This is a genomic window from Marinobacter zhanjiangensis (genome assembly GCF_014651935.1).
Lineage (GTDB): Bacteria > Pseudomonadota > Gammaproteobacteria > Pseudomonadales > Oleiphilaceae > Marinobacter > Marinobacter zhanjiangensis.
On record NZ_BMXV01000001.1, the window covers coordinates 506,613 to 530,964 of the forward strand.

The following is a 24,352-nucleotide window of genomic DNA, read 5'->3' on the forward strand; positions in this document are numbered from 1 at the left end:
CACCAACCGCAACGGCTGCTAAGGGACTCTAGAATGCGTCTGCCGGTGATTGCCAAGGTACTCGGCCTGCTGATGATGCTGTTCAGCCTCACCATGCTGCCGCCCCTGGGCATCTCCCTGCTTTACGACGACGGCCAGTGGCAGCGCTTTGCCAATGGCCTGATGATGGTCATGATCGGTGGCCTGGTGGTATGGCTGCCCTTTCGGCGCGTGTCCGGTGACCTGCGGGTGCGGGACGGCTTCCTGATCACCACCCTGTTCTGGGTGGTGCTGAGCGTGGCCGGCTCCATTCCCTTCTACCTCAGCAACAACGCGCCCTATACCTATATCGACTCACTCTTCGAAGCCGTCTCGGGGCTCACCACCACCGGCGCCACGGTTATTACCGGCATTGACTCGCTGCCGGAATCCATCCTCTGGTATCGCCAGCAACTGCAGTGGCTCGGGGGCATGGGGATCATCGTGCTGGCGGTGGCCATCATGCCCATGCTGGGCATCGGGGGTATGCAGCTGTACCGGGCCGAAGTGCCCGGCCCCGTTAAGGACAACAAGCTCACCCCCCGCATCGGCGAAACCGCCAAGGCGCTCTGGTATATCTACGTCGCCCTGACCGCCGTCTGTGCAATTGCCTACCGGCTGGCGGGTATGAGCTGGTTCGACGCCATCGGCCACAGTTTTTCCACCATCGCCATTGGCGGTTTTTCGACGCACGACGCCAGTATCGGCTACTTCGACAGCGCGCTGATCGAGATGATCGCGGTGGTGTTCATGGTTATTTCCGGGGCCAACTTCGCACTGCACTTCATGGCGTTCCGCCAGCGCAGTCTCAGGGCCTACTGGCAGGATTCCGAGTTCCGCTTCTACTTCAGCATTCTGGCGGCGGTCAGCGTGGTCACTGTGCTGGTACTGATATACACCGCCACCCTGGACCCCACCAAGGCGATATCCAAGGGCATCTTCGAGGTGGTCTCCATCGCCACCACCACCGGCTTCGGCGCCGCCGACTTCAGCCAGTGGCCGCTGATGCTGCCATTCATGCTGTTCGTGCTTGCCTTCATGGGTGGCTGCGCCGGTTCCACCGGTGGCGGCCTCAAGGTCATGCGGGTGCTGCTGATCTACCGCCAGGGCTCCCGGGAGATCAAGCGACTGCTTCACCCCAATGCGGTGATTCCGGTCAAACTGGGCAACCGCCCGGTATCTGATCGGGTACTGCAGGCGGTGTGGGGTTTCTTCTCGGTGTACATGTTCATGTTCGTGGCCATGCTGATCATCCTGCTGGCCACCGGCCTGGACCAGGTCACCGCCTGGACCGCTGTCGCCTCCGCCATGAACAACCTGGGCCCCGGCCTGGGCGAGGTGGCCTATCACTATGGCAACATCAACGACGTCGCCAAGTGGGTGCTGTGCTTCGCCATGCTGCTGGGCCGGCTGGAGGTTTTCACCCTGCTGGTCTTGCTGACACCTGCATTCTGGCGAAGATAACGTCACAGTCTTAGAAATACCCGCCCTTGGCGCGTATAATACCGGCCTTTCGATGCGGGCCGGCTCGGGTTTCCTGTCTTTCAGCCTCCCCGCAACACTCAGACTGAACAGCAGGCAAGCGTCGTGACAACCATGGCATCACAACCGTCTACACCGGATCTGAAGACCTTTCAGGGGCTGATCCTGGCACTGCAGAATTTCTGGGCGCAGCATGGCTGCGTGGTTCTCCAGCCGCTGGACATGGAAGTGGGGGCCGGTACCTTTCACCCTGCCACTTTCCTGCGCTCGATCGGACCGGAAACCTGGAATGCTGCCTACGTACAACCCAGCCGCCGCCCCACCGACGGTCGCTACGGCGAAAACCCCAACCGCCTGCAGCATTACTACCAGTTCCAGGTGGTGCTCAAGCCCTCGCCGGACGACATCCAGGAGCTGTACCTGAACTCCCTGCGGGCCCTGGGCCTGGATCCGCTGGTGCACGACATCCGCTTTGTGGAAGACAACTGGGAATCCCCGACCCTGGGCGCCTGGGGCCTGGGCTGGGAGATCTGGCTCAACGGCATGGAAGTGACCCAGTTCACCTACTTCCAGCAGGTGGGTGGCCTGGAATGCTACCCGGTCACCGGCGAGCTGACCTACGGCCTGGAACGCATTGCCATGTACCTGCAGGGCGTGGACAGCGTGTATGACCTGGTGTGGACCGAAGGCCCGGACGGCGTGGTCACCTACGGCGACGTGTTCCACCAGCAGGAAGTGGAGATGTCCACCTACAACTTCGAGCACGCAGACACCGACTTCCTGTTCCACAGCTTCGATGTCTACGAGCGCGAGAGTGCCCGCCTGATCGACGCGGGCCTGGCACTGCCCGCCTACGAGCAGGTACTCAAGGCCTCCCACACCTTCAACCTGCTGGATGCCCGCCACGCCATTTCCGTGACCGAGCGTCAGCGTTTCATCCTGCGGGTTCGTACCCTGGCGCGCTCGGTGGCCCGGGCCTACTTCGACAGCCGCAAGGCCCTGGGTTTTCCCATGGCGCCGGAGTCGCTGCGCAAGGAAGTCCTGGCTGCTGAAGAGAATGCCGGCAAGGGCAAGAAAGGCAAGAAGGCCGCCGACAAGGCCAACAAGGGGAACGCATAATCATGGCTACTCAGGATTTTCTGGTTGAGCTGGGCACCGAGGAGCTTCCTCCCAAGGCCCTGAAACCCCTGTCCGATGCCTTTGCCCAGGGCATCCGTGGCGGCCTGGAAGAGGCCGGCATTGCCTTCGACAGGGTGGAGGCCTTTGCCGCGCCCCGTCGCCTGGCGGTTCGGGTCCGCAAGCTGGAAGATGCCCAGCCGGACAAGCCGGTGGAGAAACGCGGTCCGGCGGTGAAGGCGGCGTTCGATGACGCCGGCAACCCCACCAAGGCTCTCAATGGTTTTGCCAGTTCCCTGGGCGTGACCCCGGAGCAGCTGGACACCCTGGAAACCGACAAGGGTGCCTGGGTGGTCCACCGTACCGTGGAGCAGGGCAAGCCCACCGTGGAACTGCTGCCCCAGCTGGTGGAACAGGCCCTGGCCGGCCTGCCGATTCCCAAGCGTATGCGCTGGGGCGCCCACCGCACCGAGTTCGTGCGGCCGGTGCACTGGCTGGTGTTCATGTACGGCAACACCGTCATCGACGCACCCATCATGGGTCTCGAGCCTGGCAACACCACTCGTGGTCACCGTTTCCACTGCCCCCGTGCCATTATCGTCTCCACGCCAAATGACTACGAGATCGTGCTCAAGCAGGAAGGCTACGTGATTGCCGACTTCGCCGAGCGCCGGGACATTATCCGTCAGGGCGTGGCAGAAATCGCCGAAAAGGAAGTGGGCGGCAAGGCGGTGATCGACGAGGACCTGCTGGATGAAGTCACCGCCCTCAACGAATGGCCGGTCCCGCTGCTGGGCCGGTTCGAGGAGCGCTTCCTGGAAGTGCCTGCGGAGGCCCTGATTTCCTCCATGAAGGAGCATCAGAAGTACTTCCACGTGGTGGATCGCGACGGGAAAATGCTGCCGGTGTTCATCACCCTGGCCAACCTGGAAAGCAAGGACCCGGCGCAGGTCATCTCCGGTAACGAGAAGGTCATCCGCCCCCGCCTGGCAGACGCCGCCTTCTTCTACGAGACCGACCGCAAGACCCGGCTGGAAGACCGCATCGAACAGCTCAAGCCCATCGTGTTCCAGGACAAGCTGGGCAGCATCCATGACAAGTCGGTACGTGTCGCGGCCCTGTCTGGAAAAATCGCCGAAGCCATCGGCAGCGACCCGGCCCTGGCCGAGCGTGCCGCCATGCTGGGCAAAACCGACCTGGTTACTGAAATGGTGCTGGAGTTCACCGATCTGCAGGGCATCATGGGGCAGTACTATGCCGCCAACGACGGCGAGCATGCAGACGTGGCCAAAGCCCTGAACGAACAGTACATGCCCCGTTTTGCCGGCGACAGCCTGCCGTCAACACTGACCGGCTGTGCCGTGGCCATTGCCGACCGGCTGGACTCACTGGTGGGCCTGTTCGGCATCAACCAGCCGCCCTCCGGCACCCGTGACCCCTTTGCCCTGCGCCGGGCCTCGCTGGGTGTGCTGCGCATTATCATCGAGCGGGAACTGCCGCTGGACCTGCAGACCTGCTGTGAATGGGCCGAGAAGAACTTCAGCCAGCTGACGGAGCAGAACACCGCCAACACCGTGGTGGACTATATGCTGGAGCGTTTCCGGGCCCATTACGAAGAACAGGGCATCGCCGCGGAAGTCTACCAGGCAGTACACGCCCGCCGGCCCACCAGGCCGCTGGACTTCGACCGTCGTGTGAAGGCCGTGGATGCGTTCCGCAAGCTGCCGGAAGCCGAAGCCCTGGCCGCGGCCAACAAGCGGGTGTCCAATATTCTTACCAAGCAGGGCGGTGACTCTGTCGGTGAGCATGTGGATAACGCCCTGCTACAGGACAAGGCGGAAATTGCCCTGTCGGAGCAGGTCAGCGAGCAGGCTGAAAAAGTCGTGCCGCTGTTCGATCAAGGTGATTACGCCACGGCACTGAGCTCCCTGGCCAGCCTGCGGGCGCCGGTAGATGCGTTCTTCGACGAGGTGATGGTGATGGCGGACGACGAGGCCGTGCGCAACAACCGGCTGTCGCTGCTCAACCGTCTGCGCAACCTGTTCCTGCGGGTGGCGGACATCTCGTTGCTGCCAGGCAGCTGAGACATCTGTCTGAAATGAAAAAGGCTTCCCCTGACCGGGAAGCCTTTTTTCGTTGGGCGACCTCTATGGTTACAACCAACCCTTGCGCTTGAAGTACCAGTAAGGCGCAAAGCCGGATCCCACCATGAGCACCAACGCCCCCGGATAGCCCAGCAGCCACTCCAGCTCGGGCATGAACTCGAAGTTCATGCCGTAGATGCTGGCAATCAGCGTGGGCGGCAGGAACACCACGGCGGCGATGGAGAAGGTCTTGATGATCTGGTTCTGCTCGATGTTGATAAAGCCCTGGGTGGAGCCCATCAGGAAGTTGATCTTCTCGAACAGGAAGGCGCTGTGAGACATCAGGGTCTCAATGTCCCGGGCGATTTCACGACAGGTCTCCCGCAACTCCGGGTGTTGTCTCAGGTGCCTGACCAGAAACGAAATGTCCCGCTGGCTGTCCATCAGGCAAAGGCGAATGCGGCCATTGCTGTCCTCCAGCCTGGCCAGCTGACTGATGGCCTCCTCCAGCTCGGCGTCTTCATCCTCCAGCACCAGGTAGGACACCTTGTCGAGCTGGTCGTGAATATGCTCCAGGTTGTCGGCATGATTCTCGATCTTCTGTTCAAATACTGTCACCAGGGCTTCGGAAGGATGGTTGCTTTCCAGCTGCCCCCGGCGCGCGCGCATACGCATCAGGCGGAAGTCGGCGATCTCGTCATCGCGGATGGTGATCAGTCGTTCGGGCTGGAGAATGCAGGCCACCGACACCGTGGTGTGCCGGCCCTCACTCTGGGTCAGAAACAATGAATGCACGTGGATGCCGGCCTGATCGACAAAACAGCGGGCGGATGCCTCGATCTCGTCCACCTCATCCTGTTCCGGCACATCCGTCATCAGCAGTTTCTCGAGGATGGCCTTCTCTTCCTCGCTTGCCTCATAGCAGTCAATCCAGTCGGCCGACCGGACCTGGGGCTCCAGCGGCTTGTCCGTCACCGGAACTTCGCGAATGAGTCCGTTGGTAAATCTGTACAGTCGAAGCACAGCCTTCTCCCGTTGTTGATCAGGGTATCCGGCTATTCTACCCGGCAAAGGGTCCAACCCTGAAAGCGGGCCAAAAGATTCTTTCCCAGTGCCGCGGGGGGCTGGCAATCAACCATAGAATACGTATAATACCGCCGGACATTCGGCGTGTGGCGCAGCTTGGTAGCGCACTTCGTTCGGGACGAAGGGGTCGCAGGTTCGAATCCTGCCACGCCGACCATTCCTTCCCGCTATCCCAATTTCTTCAGTAGTCCATCCCTGACATCCGGCCAGTCCAGATCGGTGATGCCGTACATGACGGAATCCCTCACGAACCCGTCCTGAACCACCATATGCCGGCGAAGCACGCCTTCCTTCTGCGCCCCAAGCCGCTCGATGGCCTTTTGCGACCGCTGGTTCCTGGCATCCGTCTTCAACTCCACCCGGAAGGCTCCCAACACCTCGAAGGCATGTCGGAGCAGCAGGTATTTGGCCTCGGTATTCACCGCCGTGCGCTGGTAGTCACGACCCAGCCAGGTGTAGCCAATCTCCAGGACATGGTCCCGGGCACGGATGTTAAGGTAACGGGTGCTGCCCATGAGAGCGCCGGTTGAGGGCTCGACCAGCACGTAGGTGTAATGCAGCTCCTTACGGGCAAAATCAAGTGCCTGTTGCACCCATTGCTGGGCCTCCGACCGGCTGGTGAAGGCGCCGGTCGGCATGTATGCCCAGTCGTCCTGCCGCTGGCCTATCTCAAACAGGCCATCCACGTGGTCCTCCGAAAGAGGCTCCAGCCTGACGTGCTGTCCTTCCAATACTGGTTGTGTGATCTGAAATACCATATAAATTCCTTTTCGTTCTATTAAAAGGGTTCCCTCAGACAAGTGTCCGACTCAACCTGACTTATTGCCAAAGCTCTTCGCACATCGTCGGATAAGTCGCTGGCGAAAAACCATCAAACCGCATATCCGCACCCGGTTCAGGTCAGATCAGGCTCCCTCAGGTTGTCCGTTGGTACTTATTGACCACACTTCAGCTGGTACACGATGAAATCGCTGGGGCCGCCAGTATGGCGGTCGTAGAACCCACGGCCACGCTCGTTGAAGTGCTGGGTTATCCAGCGCAGGGCAGACCAGCCACGCTGCTCAGCCAGCTCCTTCAGATGGGTTACCACGGCATCGGCGGCCCCGGTTCCCCTCGCTTCCGGGGCCACGAACATGTCGTCGACAAAACCGATGTATCCGCCAGCCAGGGACCGGGGGCAGGCACGCACGTGCACGATCCCCAGGGCCTTGCCGTGCCGGTCCCGCACCATCAATCCTTCAAGCTCGTGAGCCGGATCCAGCAGCCATTGCCATACCCGATCAGCAATCTCATCGGTGATGGGGGTTTTATAGAAGTCGGCATAGCCCTCGAACAGGGGCTGCCACTCGGCTTTGTCATCAGCGGTTAAGAAATTAACGCGGTATTCGTCCATGGCGGGTCTCTTGCGTGGTTCTGGTCAGTTTTATCATTCGTCCGGTATCAGGGCCACCAGGTCCGTTACACCAATATCCACCCCGGCCTGGGACAGCAACGTGGAGATCTGGCCCCTGTGGTGTGTCTGGTGATTGAAGAAATGCAGGATCAGATAGGAGAGTCGCTTGTTGAAGGGCTTGCCCTTGCTGTTCCGGTAGGCCAGCACCTGATCCACGTCTGCCTCTGTCAGGCCGTCGGCCCAGCGGATGATTTCGCCGTCCAGCCAGCGGCGATGTTCATGGAGTTTGCGGAAGTCCTCAAACAGGATCTGGTCCAGGCTGGAAGGGGCTGGCAAGGCCGACACGGCACGCAACGTCTCCGTTCCGGAAGGGTGTGTAGCGAAACGCTTGAGCCACAGGGTATCACCCACAACAATATGATTCAGCGTGCCCAGGATAGAGCCAAAGAAGGCACCCCGGTCCCTTGCCAACTCACCGGCATCAAGACGGGTGGAAGCCTCATAAAGACTGTCATTGATCCATTGATTATAGGTCGCCATTTGGCGAAACAGGTCGGTCTTGCTCATGGCTGCATGCTCTTCCCAATCTTGCTTGTGCCCATGCTTTCATCCTCGAATACCCTCAAACGATGGGCTACTCCCGAAACGAGGTGACAAAACCTCTGAAACCGTAAAGCAACGTCACATCAAAGTGTCGAGTCTATTATGGGCGAGGATAACGCTGATAACGCACCATGCAAGGATGAATGAGCCGCACAACTCCAAAGGTCAGGGACCCCTGTCACTGTTATCTATCCATTGTGGCGGTTATTATTTGCACCATAAGTGGTCATAAAATCATCAATTCGGATCAGTCCATGCCCAAAGGACCCAAACTCTCCCCGGAAACCAGGCTCAAGGCCATCATCGATGCTACCCGCGCCGGTACCTGGGAGTGGAATCTCGACACCGGCGAAGTGGTCGTCAATGATCGCTGGGCTCAGATGCTGGGGTACGAGCCTGAAGCGCTGGAGCCGATGACGTATGAGCTCTGGCAGTCCATAACGCATCCGGACGATGCCGAGAATGCCAAGCAGCGGATGGGGGCCTACCTGCGGGGCGATGTGCCCCACTTCGATTGTGTCGTCCGCATTCGCCACCGCGACGGCCACTGGCGCTGGATTCACACCCGGGGCCAGCGCCTGGAAGACGAACAGCTGACGGCAAACTGGGTCTGCGGCACCCACCTCGACATCTCCGAGGAACGGGAGACCCAGCACCGGCTGCAACGGCTGGCGGAATCCCTGCCCGGGGTGATCTACACCTTCGTGCTGGAGCGGGACGGGACCTACCGCTTCACCTATGTCAGCCGCAAGAGTATGGATTTCTACGGCATACCCGCCGAGGACACTCTCGAGGATCCATCGGCACTGTTCGACATTATCATCAAGGATGATATAAGCGAGGTGATGGAGACCATCAGACGCTCGGCCCGATCCATGACCGAATGGCGTTGCCAGTACCGGATCCGGGTCAACGATGACATCCGCTGGATGGAAGGGGTGGCGCAACCGGAAGAAGATGAAGTCGGGCGCATCGTCTGGCATGGCATGGTAATGGACATTACCGAACGCAAGCAGCTGGAACTGGAGCTGGAGCGGCTGTCCGTCACCGACGAACTGACCGGCCTCCACAACCGGCGCTATATGCTCCGCACCATTGAAGAGCAGATCGCCCGCGCCGAGCGGTACGGTGATGTATTCTCGCTGGTCGCCCTGGATATCGACCACTTCAAGCGTATCAATGACTCCTGGGGCCACCTGGTGGGAGACCAGGTACTGGAGCAGTTTGCCCGGGTACTGCGAAGCCGTGTCCGGCGCACCGACGTGGTGGCCCGTACCGGGGGCGAGGAATTCCTGATACTGCTACCCAATACCGACCTGCCGGCGGCTCGCCATGTAGCCGAAGACCTGCGCCAGGCCACCGAGCGGGAGCACTTCGACAATGGCGAAGGCCAGTCCTTTACAGTGACCATAAGCGGCGGTGTGGTCACCTGGGAAGACAGCCTGTCCTCCATGCGCGACCTGCTGTCCCGGTGCGACCACTCCCTGTACGAAGCCAAGCACCAGGGTCGGAACCGGATCGTGGTGACCACTCAGTCCTGAGGCCGGCGGTCCACCATATTGGTGGCATGGCCTGCCGCCACCACTTTTCCCTTCACCGTACACACGGTTTTCAGCTTCACCCGGCGGCGGCGCTCGTCGATCTCCTCTACGGTCGCCGTCGCCGTCACCGTATCGCCGATATGCACCGGCGCCTTGAAGCTGACCTGTTGATCAAGATAAATCGCCCCCGGTCCCGGCAAGCGCGTACCCAGCACCGTGGAGATCAGCCCGGCGCTGAACATGCCATGAACGATGCGCTGGCCGAAGGCGGTTTCGGCAGCAAATTCAGCATTCATATGAACCGGGTTGTCATCGCCGGTTATGCCGGCGAACAGCACCACGTCCGCTTCGGTGATGGTTTTGGCGTAGCTGGCGCTCATGCCCACTGTTATATCTTCGAGGTAATAGCCATGCAGATCACTCATGTTACTGCTCCCACGTTACTGCTTCATTGATACAGTTGATCTTTGCAGGAATAACCAGGATGTTTACGATAGCGTGAAACAGCCCTGTAACCCCGACCCATAACAACACGGTATCGAGAATATGTACATAAACGGCAGCTGGACCGACCCCGGCCACACCTTTGACGTGACCAACCCCGCCAACGGCGACGTTATCGGCCAGGTGCCGAATGCTACCTCCGCCCATATCGACGAGGCCATCGGGGCCGCCCACGAAGCCTTCTTCAGCTGGCGCAGAACCACCGCCTACGAGCGCTCGGCACTGCTGTACCGGGCCTGGCAGCTGATGATCGAGCAGAAGCGGGAACTGGCGGAGCTGATGACCCGGGAGCAGGGCAAACCCCTGAAGGCCTCCCTGAACGAGGTCCAGTATGGTGCCGACTTCCTGCTGTGGTTCGCCGAGGAAGCCAAACGACTCTATGGCCACAGCATCCCCTCCGCGCGCCCGGACCAGCGCTTCTGGGTACAGAAGCAGCCGGTAGGGGTGGTGGGTGCCATCACCCCCTGGAACTACCCCATTTCCATGATCACCCGCAAGGTGGGGCCGGCCCTGGCCGCCGGCTGCACGGTGGTGCTCAAGCCCGCCGAGAGCACGCCGCTATGCGCCATGGCCATGTTCCGCATTTTCGAGCAGGCGGGCTTTCCCAAAGGTGTGGTCAACCTGATCACCAAGCAGGACCCGGTGCCGGTAGGCACGGCGCTATGCGAGGACCCACGGGTGCGCAAGCTGACCTTTACCGGCTCCACAGCCGTGGGCAAACTGCTCAATGAACGGGCCGCCCGGCACATGAAACGTGTGTCCATGGAGCTCGGCGGCCATGCCCCGGCGCTGGTGTTTGCCGACGCCGACCCGGTTCATGCGGCCAAAGGTCTGTCGCTGGTGAAGTTCCTCAACACCGGCCAGGCCTGCATCAGCCCCAACCGGATTCTGGTCCAGCGGGAGGTGATGGAGCCGTTCCTGGCGGAGCTGAGCAAGCGTATCGGGTCCATGAAGGCCGGCGATGGTATGGAAGGGGGCGTACGCATCGGCCCTCTGATCAATGACCTGGCCGTGCGCAAGGTGGACAACCAGGTGAAGGATGCCGTGGCCAAGGGTGCCCGGGTGCTGAACGGTGGTGAACGCCTGCAGTCCCCGGAGCTGGCAGGCGGCCACTTCTATGCCCCCACGCTGCTGGCGGATGTCACTCCGGAGATGCTGATCTACCGGGAAGAAACCTTCGGCCCGGTGGCGGCAGTGATTCCCTTCGACACCGAGGAGGAAGCGCTGGCCATGGCCAACGACACCCGTTACGGCCTGGCCGCCTACATCTACTCGGAGAACCTGTCACGGGCCATGCGGGTGTTCGAGGGGCTGGATTTCGGCATCATTGGTATCAACGACATCAATCCCACCAGTGCCGCCGCCCCCTTTGGCGGCATGAAGGAAAGTGGCCTGGGCCGGGAAGGCGCCCATGAAGGTATCGAGGAATACCTGGAAACCAAGCTCGGCGGCATCGCCGTGGCCGGGGCCTGAGTCCGGTCAATCCGTTTGCTTCGGCGAGGCATCAGGCTCGCTGCCCTCCTGCTGGCGCTGCCACAGGTCCGCATAGCGCCCACCGGCCGCCAGCAGCTGACGGTGGGTGCCCCGCTCCACCATGCCGCCGTCGGCCATGACCAGGATAGTGTCCGCGTCCCGCACCGTGGACAGGCGGTGGGCAATCACCAGGGTGGTGCGCTGTTCGCTCACCTCCCGCAAGGCTTCGAGAATGACCTGCTCGGATACGGAATCCAGCGATGAGGTGGCCTCATCCAGGATCAGGATCGGCGGGTTCTTGAGAAACACCCTTGCGATGGCCACCCGCTGCTTCTCGCCCCCGGACAGCTTCAGGCCACGCTCACCCACCCGGGTCTGATACCCCTGTGGCAGTGACTCGATGAAATGGTCCAGGTGAGCCAGTTGTGCTGCCCGATAGACTTCCTCTTCGGAGGCGCCGGGGCGGCCATAGGCCAGATTCTGGTACAGGGTGTCGTTGAACAGCACCGTGTCCTGGGGCACCACACCGATGGCGGACCGCAGGCTGTCCTGGGTAACGGTGCGGATATCCTGGCCGTCGATGGTGATACGGCCGGCATCCACATCGAAAAACCGGAACAGCAACCGCGCCAGGGTGGACTTGCCGGCACCGCTGGCCCCCACCACCGCCACCTTGTGACCGGCGGGGATCTCGAAGCTGACATCGTGCAGGATGGTACGGTCCGGCTGGTAGCCGAACCGTACCCCCTCGAACCGGACCGTGCCGCCAGCCGTGTTCAGCTCACCGGCATCAGGCGCATCGGTAACCGCCGGCGCCTTACCCAGCAGGCCGAACAGACGTTCCACATTGACCAGCGCCTGGCGGATTTCCCGGTAGACAAAACCCAGGGCATTCAACGGAATAAACAGCTGGATCAGGTAGGCGTTGATCATGGTGAAATCCCCCAGGGTGATGGCGCCACTGGCCACTTCCGCCACGGCCATCGCCATGATCACCACCAGCGCCACGCCGATAATCAGCGACTGCCCCGTATTCAGCGCCGCCAGCGACAGGCGGTTCTTGAGCCGCGCGCGCTCCCACTCCTCCAGGTCCTCGTCGTACTGTTTCGCCTCGAAGTCCTCGTTGTTGAAGTACTTCACCGTCTCGTAGTTGAGCAGGCTGTCCACTGCCCGGGAGTTGGACTGGTTGTCGCGGGCGTTGGCTTCCCGCACGAAGTGGGTACGCCATTCGGTTACGCGGATCGAGAAGACCACGTACACCACCACCGCCACCAGGATCGCCACCACATAACCGGGGCTGAACGCCCACAACAGGATGGCGGAGACCATCAGGATCTCGAGAATGGTGGGCACAATATTGAACAGGGTGAAGCGCAGCAGGAAGCTGATGCCATTGGTGCCCCGCTCAATGTCCCGGGCCAGACCACCGGTCTTGCGATCCAGATGAAACCCCAGGGCGAGATTATGGAGATGGCGGAACACCCGCAGGGACACCCGCCGCATGGCCCGCTCCGCCACCCGGGCGAACACCGCGTCCCGCAGCTCACTGAACAGGGTGCTGCCGAACCGCAGCGAGCCATAGGCCACCACCAGCATCACCGGAATCCACAACACCACGTCCGCGGCACTGGTGGTGTCCAGGTAGTCAACGATGTACTTGAGCGCCACTGGCGTCGCCACGGTGGCCAGCTTGGCCGCAACCAGCAGCACCACCGCCAGCACAACCCGGCCCCGGTATTCCGCCAGGTAGGGCCAGAGCCCGGCGATGATCTTCCAGTCCGGCTTGTGGTTGTCGGGGTAATCGTTGTCGGCGTAGGCGCGCAAGGGGCAGCTTCCGTTCGGGGGTGGATCAATCGGGCATGATAGACCGTAGAATGTCGGGTTACGAACGTGAACCCTGAACAGCCCAGGAGAAACCGCCATCGCCAGCAAGAATCGCAGAGCCCTGATCCTCGCCCGGGATTTCATCCTGCCCTACCGCAAGGCCGTTGCCGGCGCCATGACCGCGCTGGTGATCACCGCCGGCATCACGCTGTCCCTGGGGCAGGGGCTGCGCATCCTGGTGGACCAGGGCCTGGCCACCCAGTCGCCGGACATGCTGGCCAAAGCCATTGGCCTGTTTTTCGTGCTGGTACTGGGCCTGGCGGTGGGCTCATTCTCCCGTTTCTACCTGGTGTCCTGGATCGGCGAGCGGGTGGTGGCGGATATCCGCAAGCAGGTGTTCAACCACCTGATCAACCTGCACCCGGGTTTCTACGAGCATAACCGCAGCCTGGAAATCCAGTCCCGGTTCACCGCTGATACCACGGTGTTGCAGTCGGTGATCGGCTCCACCGTGTCCATCGCCCTGCGCAACCTGCTGATGCTGTTCGGCGGCATTGTGCTGCTGTTTGTCACCAACCCCAAGCTGGCCAGCGTGATCATCTTCGGCTTCCCGGTGGTGATCGTGCCGATCCTGTTCTACGGCCGGCGGGTACGCAAACTGTCACGGCTGAGCCAGGACCGGGTGGCGGATGTGGGCAGCTACGTGGGCGAGAACCTGGCACAGATCAAGACGGTACAGGCCTTCAACCACCAGCCGGTGGACCGGGAACGCTTTGCGGCGGTGGCGGAAAACGCCTTTGCCGTCGCCCGCGACCGTATCCGCCAGCGGGCCTGGCTGATGACCATCGCCATCACTCTGGTGATGGGCGCGGTCGGCATTGTCATCTGGATCGGCGGCCTCGATGTGATTGGCGGGCGCATCACTCCGGGGGAGCTGGCGGCGTTCGTGTTCTACAGCCTGCTGGTGGGCGTGTCCGCCGGCGCCCTCAGCGAAGTGATCGGTGAACTCCAGCGGGCCGCCGGGGCTGCAGCCCGCATCTTCGAACTGCTGCAGACGCCAACGGAAATCGACCCGGAAGCCGCCGGCAGCCAGTCCCTGCCGGAAACCGTTGACGGTGACATCGAATTCCGGGAGGTTAGCTTCCGCTACCCGACCCGGGGCGACGTGACGGTGATCCGGGACCTGTCCGTAACCATCCACGCCGGTGAAACCGTAGCTCTGGTGGGGCCCTCCGGCGCCGGCAAGTCGACCCTGTTTGACCTGTTACTGCGCTTCTACGACCCGCAACAGGGGCAGATCCTGATCGACGGCATCGACAGCCGCCAGCTCAGCCCGGCGGCACTGCGCCGCTGTTTTGCCCTGGTGCCCCAGACCCCGGCCCTGTTCCACGGCACCATCGCCGATAATATTCGTTACGCCCGCCCACAGGCCAGCCTGGAGCAGATCATGGCCGCCGCCCGCACCGCCCATGCCCACGACTTTATCCAGGCCCTGCCCCAGGGCTATGACACGCCACTGGGCGACACCGGCCTGGGCCTGTCCGGCGGGCAGAAGCAACGCCTGGCCATTGCCCGGGCGCTACTGGCAGACGCCCCGATCCTGCTGCTGGACGAAGCCACCAGCGCCCTGGATGCGGAAAGCGAACACCTGGTGCAACAGGCCATGCCGGGGCTGATGGCCGACCGCACCACCCTGGTCATTGCTCACCGCCTGGCCACAGTGCGCCATGCCGACCGCATTCTGGTGCTGGATGAAGGCCGGCTGCTGGACCACGGCAGTCATGACGAACTGCTACGCCGCAATCCGCTCTATGCGCGCCTGGCTGAGCTGCAGTTCCGTTCTGGTACCCAATCCGGGACACCATGATCCAGGTCATTGATTTTCCGGGTTCCACGCTTGCTCATTCGACCAGCGGTTGCTAGTTTTTAATTATAGCTTCATCCTGAAGCACTAATGGTTTTCTCAACGGCAGCCGTCACGCTGCCAGGGAGAGCGAATGACTGACACCGTTACCGACCTGTTGGCCAACTACTGGGCCACCGGCTTCTTTGTGGTCGCCACTCTGGGCCTGTGTGCCTTCATGGTGGGCGCTTCCAGCCTGCTGGGCGGCCGCAGCCATGGTGTCAGCAAAGCCCTCCCGTTCGAATCCGGCATTGTCGGTACCGGCGATGCCCGCCTGCGTTTTTCCGTCAAATTCTATCTGGTCGCGATGCTGTTCGTGATCTTCGATATTGAAGCCGTGTTCCTGTTTGCCTGGGCCATTGTCATCCCCGAGGTGGGCTGGTCCGGTTTCTGGGGCGCGACCGTATTCATTCTGATACTGCTGGCTGGTCTGCTCTACGACAGCCGCACCGGCGCCCTGGAGTGGGCACCGGAGGCGTCACGAGGCAACAGACCGGTCGACTGAACCGACGCATCATCGTTGCATTGGCCGGTGGTCCGCTGACCACCGGGACGGATGCCCATGGAGGCAAACCATGTCCTACACCCTGACCAGGGCCGGAGCAGAACCCGAAGGCGAGCGCCGATACCCGGTGGATCGCCAGCAGCCGTCGGAGGATCCCGTCCAGCGCCAGCTCGAGCGCAACGTGTTCACCGGCAAGCTCAGTGAAGTGCTCAACAACGCCGTCAACTGGGGCCGCAAGAACTCCCTGTGGCCCTACAACTTCGGGCTGTCCTGCTGCTACGTGGAGATGACCACCGCCTTCACCGCGCCCCACGACATTGCCCGATTCGGCTCGGAGGTCATCCGCGCCTCCCCACGGCAGGCGGATTTCATGGTGATTGCCGGCACCTGCTTCATCAAGATGGCACCGGTCATACAACAGCTCTACGATCAGATGCTGGAGCCCAAGTGGGTGATTTCCATGGGCTCCTGCGCCAACTCCGGCGGCATGTACGACATCTATTCGGTGGTGCAGGGCGTAGACAAGTTTTTGCCGGTGGATGTCTATGTACCCGGCTGCCCGCCCCGGCCCGAGGCCTTCCTGCAGGGGCTGCAGCTGTTGCAGGATGGAATCCAGCAGGAGCGCCGGCCGCTGTCCTGGGTGGTAGGCGACCAGGGCGTCTACAAGGCGGACATGCCCTCCCAGCGGGAAAAATGGCGGGACCGCCGCATCCAGACCACGGAACTGCGGACACCGGACAAACTCTGACGCGTTGATTGTCGTTGCACCAGGAGCTGAACCAGGACCATGACCACAGACACCGTCGACACCCAACCCCGGGATAACCCCGGCAGTCACCCCGAACCGGGCCTGCTGGACAACTTCCGGGAGGACATTGTGCACGTGCAGCCGACGCTCGCGGGCATGCCGGTGCTGTGGGTGCGCCGTGAGCGGATTGTGGACCTCCTGCGGCACCTGAAAGAACAGCCGGCCCCCTTCAACATGCTTTACGACCTGTCGGCGGTGGACGAACGCCTGCGCAGCCACCGGCACGGGCTGCCGGATTCCGACTTCACCGTTTTCTACCACCTGCTGTCGGTGGAGCGGAACGAAGACCTGATCCTCAAGGTGGCCCTCAGGGAGGACGACCTGTCCGTACCAAGCGTGACGTCAGTGTTTGCCAACGCCAACTGGTATGAGCGGGAAATCTGGGACATGTATGGCGTCGGTGTCTCCGGGCACCCGCACCTGCAACGCATCCTGATGCCACCAACCTGGCACGGCCACCCCCTGCGCAAGGACTACCCCGCCCGGGCCACCGAGTTCGACCCCTACACCCTGACCGTAGAGGGCCAGGACGTGGAGCAGGAAGCGATGCGCTTCGACCCGGAAGCCTGGGGCATGCAGCGGGAGCGGGACGGCGCCGAGTTCATGTTCCTCAACCTGGGCCCCAACCACCCGTCGGCTCACGGCGCGTTCCGTCTGGTGCTGCAGCTCGACGGTGAGGAGGTTGTCGACTGCGTGCCAGACATCGGCTACCACCACCGGGGTGCCGAAAAAATGGCCGAGCGTCAGTCCTGGCACAGTTTCATTCCCTACACCGACCGCATCGACTACACCGGCGGGGTGATGAACAACCTGCCCTACGTGCTGGCGGTGGAGAAGCTGGCCGGCATCGAGGTGCCGGACCGGGTCAAGACCATCCGCGTGATGATGGCGGAGATGTTCCGCATCAACAGCCACCTGCTGTTCCTGGGCACCTACCTGCAGGACCTGGGGGCCATGTCGCCGGTGTTCTATACCTTCAGCGACCGCCAGCGGGCCTACGAAGTCATCGAGGGCATAACCGGCTTTCGCATGCACCCGGCCTGGTACCGCATCGGCGGTGTTGCCCAGGATTTGCCCCAGGGCTGGGAAAAGCTGGTGCAGGGCTTCCTCGACTGGATGCCACCCCGGCTGAGGGAGTATGAAAAGGCGATGATGGAGAACGCCCTGGTGCGCGAGCGTACCCGCCATGTGGCCGCCTTCAACACCGCCGAAGCCCTGGAGTGGGGCGTCACCGGCCCCAACCTGCGAGCCACCGGCTGCAATTTCGACCTGCGCAAGCAGCGGCCCTATTCCGGCTACGAGAATTTTGACTTCGAGGTCCCCCTGGCAGAAAACGGCGACGTGTTCGACCGGGGCCAGCTGCGCATCGACGAGATGCGTCAGAGCCTGCGTATCATCCAGCAGTGCGTAAACCACATGCCCGCCGGCGACTACAAGGCGGACCACCCGCTCACTACACCGCCACCCCGGGAACGCATGCTGCAGCACATCGAGACCCTGATTACCCATTTCCTGCAGGTGTCCTGGGGGCCGGTGCTGAAACCCAACGAGTCCCTGCAGATGGTGGAAGCCACCAAGGGCATCAACAGTTACTACCTGACCAGTGACGGCAACACCATGAGCTACCGTACCCGCATCCGCACGCCCAGCTTTCCGCACCTGCAGCAGATACCGGCGGTGATGCGCGGTGGCTTCGTACCGGACCTGATTGCCCACCTGGGCAGTATCGACTTCGTAATGGCAGACGTGGACCGCTAACCATGGCAGAGCCCGTATCCACCAGCACACTGATCGGCAGCGACGGCTTCGAGCTGCACCCGGCGGACGAAACCGCCATCCTGGAGCAGCTGAAACACTACGAGCAGCCCCAGGCCGCCTGCATCGACGCCCTCAAGATCGTGCAGCGCCGCCATGGCTGGGTGCCGGACGACGCCATTCCCGCCATTGCCCGGGTGCTGGGCATTGGCCCCGGTGCCGTGGAGGGTGTGGCCACCTTCTACAGCCTGATCTTCCGCCAGCCGGTGGGGCGCCACGTAGTCCTGGTATGCGACAGCAGCTCCTGCTTCCTGACCGGGTTCGACGAACTCAAACAGGCGCTGGTGAATGAGCTGGGCGTTGACTACGGCGGCACCACCAGTGACAACCGCTTCACCCTGTTGCCGGTGTGCTGCCTGGGGGCCTGTGACGGCGCCCCGGCACTGATGATCGATAACGACACCTACGGGCCGGTCACACCCGACGACCTGCCCCGCCTGCTGGAGGGCTACCCATGAGCCAGTCCATCCCCAGCCAGCGCCAGTCAACGCAGTATCGCAGCCGCCTGCTGCAGCCGGAGACCGAGCGCAGTGCCGACACCCATCCGCTGACCTGGCGGCTGCGGGACGACGGCGAGGCGGTCTGGCTTGATGAGTACCTGCGCAAGGACGGCTACCAGTCTGTGCGCAAGGCGTTGAATGAAGGCGACCCCCAGGCCGTTATCGCCAATATGAAAGAGGCCAATGTGCGCGGCCGCGGTGGCGCCGGCTTCTCCGCCGGCCTCAAGTGGAGCCTGACCCTGCAGGGCGGCGACATGCCTCGGGGCTACCTGATCTGCAACGCCGACGAGATGGAGCCGGGCACCTTCAAGGACCGCCTGTTGATGGAGCAGCAGCCCCACCTGCTCATCGAGGGCATGATCCTGGGGGCCTACGCCAATAATTCCTTCTATGGCTACATCTTCCTGCGGGGCGAGTATGTGGAATCGGCGCGGGTGCTGAATCGCGCCATCGACGAGGCGCGGGAAGCGGGCTGGCTGGGGCCGGACATCAACGGCAGCGGCTTCGACTTCGATATTGCCGTGCATACCGGCGCCGGGCGCTACATCTGTGGTGAGGAAACCGCCCTGATCAACTCCCTGGAGGGAAAGCGCGCCAATCCCCGGGCCAAGCCTCCGTTCCCCGGCCAGTCCGGGGCCTGGGGCAAGCCCTCGGTGGTCAACAACGTGGAAACCCTGTGCAACGTGCCGGCAGTGATCCTCAACGGCGCCGACTGGTACCAGGGCCTGTCCGGAGACCGCACCAAAGACGGCGGCACCAAGCTCTACGGCGTGTCCGGCCCGGTGGAAAAGCCCGGGCTGTGGGAACTGCCCATGGGCACCACCGGTGCCGAGATCCTCGAACGGGCCGGGGGCATGCGGGATAACCGCCAGCTCAAGGCCTGGCTGCCCGGCGGTGCCAGTACCGGCTTCCTGCTGCCGGAGCACCTGGACCTACCCCTGGACTTCGACACCGTGGGCAAGGAGGGCAGCCGTCTGGGCACCGGCCTGCTGACGGTGGTGCCACAGGAAATGAGCATGGTGGCGCTGATGCGCAACCTGGAGGAGTTCTTCGCCCGGGAGTCCTGCGGCTGGTGCACCCCCTGCCGCGACGGCCTGCCCTGGACCGTCAAGCTGCTACAGGCCCTGGAACACGGGCAGGGTGAGGAAGGGGATATCGAACTGCTGGACAAGCTGGCGGCGGACTGTGGCCCCGGGCTGACCTTCTGCGCCCATGCCCCCGGCGCGGCCATGCCGCTGGAAACCGCCCTCAGACATTTCCGGCACGAATTCGAGCAGGGTGTCGGCAAACCCCGGGGCGAAGCCCACGAGGATCCGATTCCCGTGGGACAGGTATAGGGGCAGAGGTGTGAGGGCGCAGATATGAACAGCATGACTGTCAGCACGACAACGCAGCAACGGGACTGAACCATGGCCATTATTCATGTGGACGGACAAGACTACGAGGTGAACGGGGCCCAGAACCTGCTCCAGGCCTGCCTGTCCCTGGGCCTGGACATCCCCTATTTCTGCTGGCACCCGGCCATGGGCAGTGTCGGCGCCTGCCGTCAGTGTGCGGTGCGTCAGTACAAGGACGAGGACGACGACAAGGGCTCGCTGGTGATGTCCTGCATGGCTCCGGCGGCAGACCAGACCCGTATTTCTATCGAGGATGAGGAAGCGAAAGCCTTCCGCGCCAGCGTGGTGGAATGGCTGATGATCAACCACCCCCACGACTGCCCGGTGTGCGAGGAGGGCGGCCATTGTCACCTGCAGGACATGACCGTGATGACCGGCCATGACCGGCGCCGCTATCGTTTCCGCAAGCGCACCCGGCGCAACCAGGAGCTGGGCCCGTTCATTGCCCACGAGATGAACCGCTGTATTACCTGCTACCGCTGCGTGCGCTTCTACAACGACTATGCCGGCGGTACCGACCTGGGCGCCTTTGGCGCGAAAGACAACGTCTATTTCGGGCGCTATGCCGAAGGCACCCTGGAAAGCCCCTTTGCCGGCAACCTGACCGAGGTATGCCCCACCGGCGTATTCACCGACAAGAGCCATTCCGAACAATACACCCGCAAGTGGGACCTGCAGTTCGCCCCAAGCGTGTGCCACCAGTGCTCCATGGGCTGCAACATCAGCCCCGGTGAGCGTTATGGCAGCATTCGCCGCATCGAGAACCGCTACCACGGCGAAGTGAATGGTTACTTCCTCTGTGATCGTGGACGTTTCGGCTACGGCTACGTCAACCGCAGTGACCGTCCCCTGTTACCGGAATGGCGGCAACAGCCGGACGAGGAGCCGACCACCCTGGAAGTGGACACGGCCCTGGCCCGCATCACCGACACCCTGCGCCATAGCCAGCGGGTGATCGGCATCGGCTCGCCCCGGGCCAGCCTGGAGAGCAACCACCAGCTGCGCGAACTGGTGGGCGCCGACAACTTCTCCACCGGCATCGAAGCCCGGGAACAGGCCTGCCTGGCGCTGATGGACGACCTCCAGCGCACCACCGGCCTGCACACCCCGACACCCCGGCAGATCGAAAACCACGACGCCATTCTGGTGCTGGGGGAAGACCCGGTGCAGAGCGCCGGCCGCCTCGGCCTGAACATGCGCCAGGCGGCGCTGTCACGGCGCGAAGCCATGGGCGAGAAGATCGGCATCCCGGCCTGGAACGCCGAGGCCCTGAAAACCCTGGGGCAGGACGTTTACCACCCGCTGCATATCGCCTGGCCCACCGCCACCGAGCTGGATGATGTAGCCACACGTTACCCCCTGGCACCGGAGGAGATCGCGCGGCTGGGGTTTGCGGTCGCCCATATTATCGACCCGGCGGCACCGGTGGTGGACAACCTCGACCCGGCGACCCGGGACACCGCCCAGCGCATCGCCGACGACCTGATGGCGGCAGAGCGCCCACTGGTGGTCAGCGGTGGCAGCCTGGTGTCGGACTCAGTGCTGCAGGCCGCCGGCAACATTGCCCAGGCCCTGGCCCGGCGCGCCAGACAGGGCGGGCTGGTACTGATCCGCCGGGAAGCCAACAGCACCGGGCTGTCGCTGATGGGCGGCCAGACTCTGGACTGGGCCATGGACGAGCTGACCGAAGGCCGCGCTGACGCCGTGGTGGTGCTGGAAAATGACCTCTACCAGCGGCTTCCTGCCCAGCGGGTGGATCAGGCCCTGGCCCGGGCAGACATCCGCGTGGTGCTGGACCATCAGCGTACAGCCACGCTGGCACGGGCCAGCTTTACCCTGCCCGCCGCCAGCTTCGCCGAGGGCGACGGTACTCTGGTCAACCTGGAAGGCCGTGCCCAGCGCTTCTTCCAGGTGTACGAACCCGGCTACCTGCGCCCGGAGGCCCGCATCCACGAGAGCTGGCGCTGGCTGCACGCCCTGGCTGCCGGCTTGCGGCGGGAAGACGCCACCGACGTCAACCTGGATGAAATCACTGCCGCCTGCGCCGAAGCCCACCCGGCCCTGACCGGCATGGTGGAGGCGGCACCGGGAGCCGGCTACCGCATCGAAGGCCTGCGCCTGGCCCGGGAACCCCATCGTTACAGCGGGCGTACCGCCATGCGCGCCAACCTGTCGGTCAGCGAACCCCGGCCCCCGCAGGATGAGGACACGCCCTTTGCCTTTTCCATGGAGGGCTACAGTGGCTTCGATCATCCCCGGCAACAGGTCGCCTTCGCCTGGGCCCCGGGCTGGAACTCGCCCCAGGCCTGGAACAAGTTCACCGACGAGGTGGGCGGCCACCTGAGCGGGGGCGACCCCGGCATACGGCTGATCCACCGCCAGCCTGGCCACCGGGACTATTCCTTGCGTATTCCTGCCGCCGCCACTGCTGAAAACACACTGCGGGCCCTGGTACTGCCCAGCCTGTTCGGCGGCGACGAAACCTCCGCCCGGGCCGAGCCCATCCAGCAACGGATGGCAACGCCGGTGGTAATCCTGTGCCATATCGATGCCGAGGCGCTGGACGTTCACCACGGCGACACCCTGGTGCTCGGCGACAGCCCGGCAATGACCGTGCATGAGCAGGATGACTGGCCCACCGGCTGGGCCGGCCTGCCTGCCGGGTTACTGCCAGGCCTGGCCCAGGGCGAAGCACTCACCCTGAGCAAGACCACGGGAGGTGAGCCATGAGCTGGTGGACGCCCGAGCTGGCCGCCATCGTCTGGGCCATGTTCCAGGCCCTGGTGATACTTCTGGGTGCGGTATTGTTGGGCGCGGCCCTGACCGTGGTGGAACGCCGGCTGCTGGGCCTGTGGCAGGACCGCCATGGCCCCAACCGGGTCGGGCCCTTCGGCACCATGCAGCTGGTTGCCGACATGCTGAAGATCTTCTTCAAGGAAGACTGGATTCCGCCCTTTGCGGACCGGCCGCTGTTCGTGCTGGCGCCGATCATCGCCTTTGCCTCGCTGCTGCTGTCGTTCGTGATCATTCCCATCACCCCCGGCTGGGGCGTGGCGGACATGCACATCGGGCTGCTGTTTTTCTTCGCCATGGCGGGCGTCAACGTGTACGCGGTGCTGCTCGGCGGCTGGTCCAGCGGCAACAAGTACGCCCTGCTGGGGGCCATGCGGGCCTCGGCACAGACCCTGTCCTACGAGGTGTTCATGGGCCTGTCGCTGATGGGGGTGGTGGCCCTGGCCGGCTCCTTCAACATGCGCGACATCGTCAATGCCCAGGAAGGCTTCTGGTTCATCATTCCCCAGTTCTTCGGCTTTGCCACCTTCTTCATCGCCGGCGTCGCGGTGACACACCGTCACCCCTTCGACCAGCCGGAGGCGGAGCAGGAGCTGGCCGACGGCTATCACGTGGAATACTCCGGCATGAAGTTCGGCATGTTCTTCATCGGCGAGTACGTGGGCATGGTGCTGATCTCCGCGCTCATCGTCACCCTGTTCTTCGGCGGCTGGCATGGCCCCTGGCTGCCACCGATTCTGTGGTTCGCTCTCAAGACCGGCTTTTTCCTGGTGCTGTTCATCCTGCTGCGGGCGGCGCTGCCCCGGCCCCGGTATGACCGGGTAATGAACTTCGGCTGGAAGGTCTGCCTGCCGCTCACACTGATCAACTTACTGGCCACAGGGGCCGTCATGCTCCTGATCGGCTCATAGGGAGGACTTATGGAAAAAACCAAAGTCCCAGTCATACGAACCGTGCTCTGGCTGGTACCGGCCACCTGGACCCAGCTGCGCACCCTGGGCATGGTGTTCATGCACAGCTTCCGCAAGCGGGAAACGGTGAACTACCCGGAGGAAGAGGTCTACCTGCCTCCCCGCTACCGGGGCCGCATCGTGCTGACCCGCGACCCGGACGGCGAGGAGCGCTGCGTAGCCTGTAACCTCTGCGCCGTCGCCTGCCCCGTGGACTGTATTTCCCTGCAAAAAGGAGAGCAGGACGACGGCCGCTGGTACCCGGAGTGGTTCCGCATCAACTTTTCCCGCTGCATCTTCTGCGGCATGTGCGAGGAAGCCTGCCCCACCTCCGCCATCCAGCTGACACCGGATTTCGAGATGGGCGAATACGACCGCCAGCAGCTGGTATACGAGAAGGAAGACCTGCTGATCAATGGTCCCGGCAAGGACCACGACTACCACTTCTACAAGGTGGCGGGCATGGCCATTGGCGGCAAGGACAAGGGCGAGGCAAGAAACGAGGAGGCACCGGAAGATGTGCGAACCCTGCTGCCCTGACACCGGGAGGAAAGCGT

General features: G+C 62.9%; 20 protein-coding genes and 1 tRNA gene. 15 read left to right on the plus strand and 6 right to left on the minus strand.

The window, feature by feature from the left end; all coding sequences use genetic code 11:
* Positions 1-33: 33 nt before the first annotated feature.
* The 3 genes from IE079_RS02340 (at position 34) to glyS (ending at position 4,700) form a co-directional block, all read left to right on the plus strand.
* Entirely contained in the window at positions 34-1,482 is a 1,449-nt protein-coding gene (locus IE079_RS02340) for a TrkH family potassium uptake protein (RefSeq protein ID WP_189572177.1), read from the plus strand.
* Positions 1,483-1,614: 132 nt separating this feature from the next.
* Complete coding sequence (gene glyQ, locus IE079_RS02345) at positions 1,615-2,619, plus strand: glycine--tRNA ligase subunit alpha (RefSeq protein ID WP_189572179.1); 1,005 nt, start codon at positions 1,615-1,617, stop codon at positions 2,617-2,619.
* A gap of 2 nt (positions 2,620-2,621) precedes the next feature.
* Positions 2,622-4,700 carry a glycine--tRNA ligase subunit beta gene (gene glyS / locus IE079_RS02350; RefSeq protein WP_189572182.1) on the plus strand — a complete coding sequence of 693 codons (2,079 nt, stop codon included), beginning with the start codon at positions 2,622-2,624 and terminating at the stop codon, positions 4,698-4,700.
* A 69-nt stretch (positions 4,701-4,769) separates the two neighbouring features.
* Here glyS and corA read toward each other — a convergent pair whose 3' ends face one another.
* A complete protein-coding gene (gene corA / locus IE079_RS02355) occupies positions 4,770-5,723 on the minus strand; it encodes a magnesium/cobalt transporter CorA (RefSeq protein ID WP_189572185.1) in 954 nt (317 codons plus the stop codon).
* A 143-nt stretch (positions 5,724-5,866) separates the two neighbouring features.
* Between corA and IE079_RS02360 the strand changes: the two genes are divergently transcribed.
* Positions 5,867-5,943 (plus strand) — tRNA-Pro (locus IE079_RS02360).
* Positions 5,944-5,953: 10 nt separating this feature from the next.
* Here IE079_RS02360 and IE079_RS02365 read toward each other — a convergent pair.
* The 3 genes from IE079_RS02365 to IE079_RS02375 form a co-directional block, all read right to left on the minus strand.
* Positions 5,954-6,544, minus strand: a complete 591-nt coding sequence (locus IE079_RS02365) for a GNAT family N-acetyltransferase (protein ID WP_189572188.1) — start codon at positions 6,542-6,544, stop codon at positions 5,954-5,956.
* A 176-nt stretch (positions 6,545-6,720) separates the two neighbouring features.
* The gene (locus IE079_RS02370; RefSeq protein ID WP_189572192.1) at positions 6,721-7,179 is read right to left on the minus strand and encodes a GNAT family N-acetyltransferase; all 459 of its coding nucleotides are present in this window, start codon (positions 7,177-7,179) and stop codon (positions 6,721-6,723) included.
* Positions 7,180-7,212: 33 nt separating this feature from the next.
* The gene (locus IE079_RS02375) at positions 7,213-7,746 is read right to left on the minus strand and encodes a DinB family protein (RefSeq protein ID WP_189572195.1); all 534 of its coding nucleotides are present in this window, start codon (positions 7,744-7,746) and stop codon (positions 7,213-7,215) included.
* Positions 7,747-8,036: 290 nt separating this feature from the next.
* Between IE079_RS02375 and IE079_RS02380 the strand changes: the two genes are divergently transcribed.
* Complete coding sequence (locus IE079_RS02380) at positions 8,037-9,323, plus strand: sensor domain-containing diguanylate cyclase (RefSeq protein WP_189572198.1); 1,287 nt, start codon at positions 8,037-8,039, stop codon at positions 9,321-9,323.
* On the opposite strand, the gene IE079_RS02385 is transcribed toward IE079_RS02380, so the two are convergent.
* A complete protein-coding gene (locus IE079_RS02385) occupies positions 9,314-9,748 on the minus strand; it encodes a MaoC family dehydratase (protein ID WP_189572201.1) in 435 nt (144 codons plus the stop codon). The two genes, IE079_RS02380 and IE079_RS02385, sit on opposite strands and share 10 nt — an antisense overlap.
* 121 nt (positions 9,749-9,869) lie before the next feature.
* Here IE079_RS02385 and IE079_RS02390 point away from each other — a divergent pair, with 121 nt between their 5' ends.
* Complete coding sequence (locus IE079_RS02390; protein WP_189572204.1) at positions 9,870-11,300, plus strand: NAD-dependent succinate-semialdehyde dehydrogenase; 1,431 nt, start codon at positions 9,870-9,872, stop codon at positions 11,298-11,300.
* 6 nt (positions 11,301-11,306) lie between these two features.
* On the opposite strand, the gene IE079_RS02395 is transcribed toward IE079_RS02390, so the two are convergent.
* Entirely contained in the window at positions 11,307-13,124 is a 1,818-nt protein-coding gene (locus tag IE079_RS02395; RefSeq protein WP_189572207.1) for an ABCB family ABC transporter ATP-binding protein/permease, read from the minus strand.
* Between the two features lie 97 nt (positions 13,125-13,221).
* Between IE079_RS02395 and IE079_RS02400 the strand changes: the two genes are divergently transcribed.
* From IE079_RS02400 to nuoI, 9 genes are all read left to right on the plus strand, one after another.
* Entirely contained in the window at positions 13,222-14,991 is a 1,770-nt protein-coding gene (locus tag IE079_RS02400) for an ABC transporter transmembrane domain-containing protein (protein ID WP_189572949.1), read from the plus strand.
* Positions 14,992-15,121: 130 nt separating this feature from the next.
* Positions 15,122-15,532 (plus strand): NADH-quinone oxidoreductase subunit A, encoded by a 411-nt coding sequence (ndhC, locus tag IE079_RS02405; protein WP_189572210.1) that lies wholly within the window; start codon positions 15,122-15,124, stop codon positions 15,530-15,532.
* A gap of 70 nt (positions 15,533-15,602) precedes the next feature.
* Entirely contained in the window at positions 15,603-16,280 is a 678-nt protein-coding gene (locus IE079_RS02410) for a NuoB/complex I 20 kDa subunit family protein (RefSeq protein ID WP_189572213.1), read from the plus strand.
* Positions 16,281-16,319: 39 nt separating this feature from the next.
* Entirely contained in the window at positions 16,320-18,098 is a 1,779-nt protein-coding gene (nuoC, locus tag IE079_RS02415; protein ID WP_265013620.1) for an NADH-quinone oxidoreductase subunit C/D, read from the plus strand.
* Positions 18,099-18,100: 2 nt separating this feature from the next.
* Positions 18,101-18,613: an NADH-quinone oxidoreductase subunit NuoE gene (gene nuoE, locus IE079_RS02420; protein WP_189572216.1), complete on the plus strand. Its 513-nt coding sequence runs from the start codon at positions 18,101-18,103 to the stop codon at positions 18,611-18,613.
* Positions 18,610-19,992 (plus strand): NADH-quinone oxidoreductase subunit NuoF, encoded by a 1,383-nt coding sequence (gene nuoF / locus IE079_RS02425; RefSeq protein WP_189572219.1) that lies wholly within the window; start codon positions 18,610-18,612, stop codon positions 19,990-19,992. The genes nuoE and nuoF overlap by 4 nt, the downstream gene beginning before the upstream one ends.
* A 72-nt stretch (positions 19,993-20,064) precedes the next feature.
* The gene (gene nuoG / locus IE079_RS02430) at positions 20,065-22,782 is read left to right on the plus strand and encodes an NADH-quinone oxidoreductase subunit NuoG (protein ID WP_189572222.1); all 2,718 of its coding nucleotides are present in this window, start codon (positions 20,065-20,067) and stop codon (positions 22,780-22,782) included.
* Complete coding sequence (nuoH, locus tag IE079_RS02435) at positions 22,779-23,756, plus strand: NADH-quinone oxidoreductase subunit NuoH (RefSeq protein ID WP_189572225.1); 978 nt, start codon at positions 22,779-22,781, stop codon at positions 23,754-23,756. Before nuoG ends, nuoH begins: the two co-directional genes overlap by 4 nt.
* Positions 23,757-23,765: 9 nt before the next feature.
* On the plus strand, positions 23,766-24,335 hold the full coding sequence (gene nuoI, locus IE079_RS02440; RefSeq protein WP_189572228.1) for an NADH-quinone oxidoreductase subunit NuoI: 570 nt from the start codon (positions 23,766-23,768) through the stop codon (positions 24,333-24,335).
* Positions 24,336-24,352: the final 17 nt, after the last annotated feature.

Coding starts and splice junctions, on each gene's coding strand:
- IE079_RS02370 (WP_189572192.1), bottom strand. CDS start 7,179: ATGGACGAATACCGCGTTAATTTCTTAACCGCTGATGACAAAGCCGAG.
- IE079_RS02340 (WP_189572177.1), top strand. CDS start 34: ATGCGTCTGCCGGTGATTGCCAAGGTACTCGGCCTGCTGATGATGCTG.
- ndhC (WP_189572210.1), top strand. CDS start 15,122: ATGACTGACACCGTTACCGACCTGTTGGCCAACTACTGGGCCACCGGC.
- nuoI (WP_189572228.1), top strand. CDS start 23,766: ATGGAAAAAACCAAAGTCCCAGTCATACGAACCGTGCTCTGGCTGGTA.
- nuoH (WP_189572225.1), top strand. CDS start 22,779: ATGAGCTGGTGGACGCCCGAGCTGGCCGCCATCGTCTGGGCCATGTTC.
- IE079_RS02410 (WP_189572213.1), top strand. CDS start 15,603: ATGTCCTACACCCTGACCAGGGCCGGAGCAGAACCCGAAGGCGAGCGC.
- nuoG (WP_189572222.1), top strand. CDS start 20,065: ATGGCCATTATTCATGTGGACGGACAAGACTACGAGGTGAACGGGGCC.
- nuoE (WP_189572216.1), top strand. CDS start 18,101: ATGGCAGAGCCCGTATCCACCAGCACACTGATCGGCAGCGACGGCTTC.
- glyS (WP_189572182.1), top strand. CDS start 2,622: ATGGCTACTCAGGATTTTCTGGTTGAGCTGGGCACCGAGGAGCTTCCT.
- IE079_RS02375 (WP_189572195.1), bottom strand. CDS start 7,746: ATGAGCAAGACCGACCTGTTTCGCCAAATGGCGACCTATAATCAATGG.
- IE079_RS02365 (WP_189572188.1), bottom strand. CDS start 6,544: ATGGTATTTCAGATCACACAACCAGTATTGGAAGGACAGCACGTCAGG.
- IE079_RS02385 (WP_189572201.1), bottom strand. CDS start 9,748: ATGAGTGATCTGCATGGCTATTACCTCGAAGATATAACAGTGGGCATG.
- nuoC (WP_265013620.1), top strand. CDS start 16,320: ATGACCACAGACACCGTCGACACCCAACCCCGGGATAACCCCGGCAGT.
- IE079_RS02380 (WP_189572198.1), top strand. CDS start 8,037: ATGCCCAAAGGACCCAAACTCTCCCCGGAAACCAGGCTCAAGGCCATC.
- nuoF (WP_189572219.1), top strand. CDS start 18,610: ATGAGCCAGTCCATCCCCAGCCAGCGCCAGTCAACGCAGTATCGCAGC.
- IE079_RS02390 (WP_189572204.1), top strand. CDS start 9,870: ATGTACATAAACGGCAGCTGGACCGACCCCGGCCACACCTTTGACGTG.
- glyQ (WP_189572179.1), top strand. CDS start 1,615: ATGGCATCACAACCGTCTACACCGGATCTGAAGACCTTTCAGGGGCTG.